2 protein-coding genes and 1 pseudogene are annotated in these 2,033 nt (G+C 69.9%); all 3 read left to right on the top strand.

Going from position 1 to position 2,033, the window contains the following annotated elements:
• Positions 1-732, top strand: a 732-nt coding sequence (coaBC, locus tag N878_RS18870) for a bifunctional phosphopantothenoylcysteine decarboxylase/phosphopantothenate--cysteine ligase CoaBC (protein ID WP_021445139.1), incomplete at its 5' end; no start/stop codon positions are given.
• 2 nt (positions 733-734) lie between these two features.
• Complete coding sequence (dut, locus tag N878_RS18865; protein WP_021445138.1) at positions 735-1,190, top strand: dUTP diphosphatase; 456 nt, start codon at positions 735-737, stop codon at positions 1,188-1,190.
• Positions 1,191-1,230: 40 nt separating this feature from the next.
• A pseudogene (locus N878_RS18860) lies at positions 1,231-2,033 on the top strand (phosphomannomutase/phosphoglucomutase); the annotation flags it as partial.

Here is a 2,033-nt window from a genome sequence, read left to right as displayed (position 1 = left end):
GGCGACGTCGGCCTCGGCCGCATGCTGGAAGCCGAGCAGCTGGCGCAACTGGCCGCCGATTGCTTCCAGCGCCAGGCGCTGGACGGCCTGCATATCCTGATCACCGCCGGGCCGACCCAGGAAAACATCGACCCGGTGCGCTACATCACCAACCACAGCTCCGGCAAGATGGGCTTCGCCCTGGCCGAGGCCGCCGCCGAAGCCGGCGCGCGGGTGACCCTGGTCAGCGGCCCGGTGCACCTGCCGACGCCGGACCGGGTCAGCCGCATCGACGTGGTCAGCGCCCGCGACATGCTCGCTGCCTGCGAAGCGGCGATGCCCTGCGACGTGCTGATCGCCGCCGCCGCGGTGGCCGACTACCGCCCGGAAGTGGTCGCCCAGCACAAATTGAAGAAAGACCCCACCAGCGGTGATGGGCTGCTCCTGCAAATGGTGCGCAACCCGGATATCCTCGCCACCATCGCCGGCCGCGCCGATCGCCCGTTCAGCGTCGGCTTCGCCGCCGAGACCGAGAACCTGCTCGAATACGCCTCGCGCAAGCTGCGCGACAAGAACCTCGACCTGATAGTCGCCAACGATGTGGCCAACCCCAGCATCGGCTTCAACAGCGAGGAAAACGCCATCACCGTGATCGACCGCGAGCTGCAGCAGAGCAGTTTCGCCCAGACCAGCAAGGGCAAGATCGCCCGCCAGTTGATCACCCTTATCGCCGACCGCCTGAACAAGAACTGACCATGCACGCTTTGCAAGCCAAGATCCTCGACCCCCGCCTCGGCCAGGACTTTCCCCTGCCGCAGTACGCCACACCCGGTTCGGCCGGCCTCGACCTGCGCGCCATGCTCAAGGAGGACGTCGTTCTCGAGCCTGGCCAGACCCTGCTGATCCCCACCGGCCTGTCGATCTATATCGGCGATCCGAACCTGGCCGCGCTGATCCTGCCGCGCTCGGGCCTGGGCCACAAACACGGCATCGTCCTCGGCAACCTGGTCGGCCTGATCGACTCGGACTACCAGGGCGAGCTGATGGTGTCGTGCTGGAATCGCGGCCATAGCGCGTTCCGCATCGCCGTCGGCGAGCGCATCGCCCAGCTGGTGCTGGTACCGGTGGTGCAGGCGCATTTCGAGTTGGTCGAGGAGTTCGACGAGAGCCAGCGCGGCGCCGGCGGCTTCGGCCACTCCGGCAGCCACTGAGCCCAATGCCAACACGGACGACCCGCCGAGGAGCCCCCGCGTGAAACTCTTCAAGCGCACCGCCAAGGAAGCCGACAGGCCCCTGAACGACGCCACGGCGGCGAAACAGCCGACCGGCAAAGCGCTCGGCCCCTTGCTGCCCGGCCTGCTCGCCGCCGCCCTCGGCATCGGCGCCGGCGGCGCCCTGCTGTGGTTCGCGCAGAACAGCGACAGCCAGGCCCGCCAGGCCGAGCTGACCCAGGCCATCGGCAGCAGCCAGGCCGCCGCCGTGCAGCAGGCGCTCAAGCAGCTGCAGGCCGACAACCTCGCCGCCGCGCGCAACCCCGAGCTGCTGCAGGCGCTGCAGAGCGGCGACAGCCAACAGCAACGCGACGCCGAGCGACGCCTGGGCTACTGGGACGGCGTGGTCGACGCCCACCTCAACCGCCGCGCCGAAGCGGTGCAGGACGGCAGCCGCGCCGCGCCGATGAACTTCGCCGGACTGGACATGCTGCGCCGCGCCGAAAGCGGCCAGCAGCCGGCAGTGGAGGCCTATCGGGTCGGCGACCGCTGGCTGGCTTACAGCGCCGTGGCGCTGCGCCTGAACGACAACCAGCCGGCGCAGGGCACCCTGCTGCTGGCCGTCGACCTCCAGCGCCTGCTCGCCAGCCTGCCGCCGCTGCCGGCCGAACTCGGCCAGCTGCAACTGGTGCAGAAGTTCGGCAACAGCCCGTCCCAGGTGTTGCTGCAACGCGGCCAGAGCGAGGGCGGCGCGGCGCAGAGCTTCGCCACCGGCAACCCCAACTGGACGCTCAGCTTCGCCCCCGGCCCGGCCCTGGCCAGCGGCCTGCCGCCGACCCTGCT

This window comes from Pseudomonas sp. EGD-AK9 (genome assembly GCF_000465935.2).
Lineage (GTDB): Bacteria > Pseudomonadota > Gammaproteobacteria > Pseudomonadales > Pseudomonadaceae > Aquipseudomonas.
The sequence above is the reverse complement of the archived record's forward strand: the minus strand, read 5'-3'. Positions and strand labels throughout refer to the sequence as shown.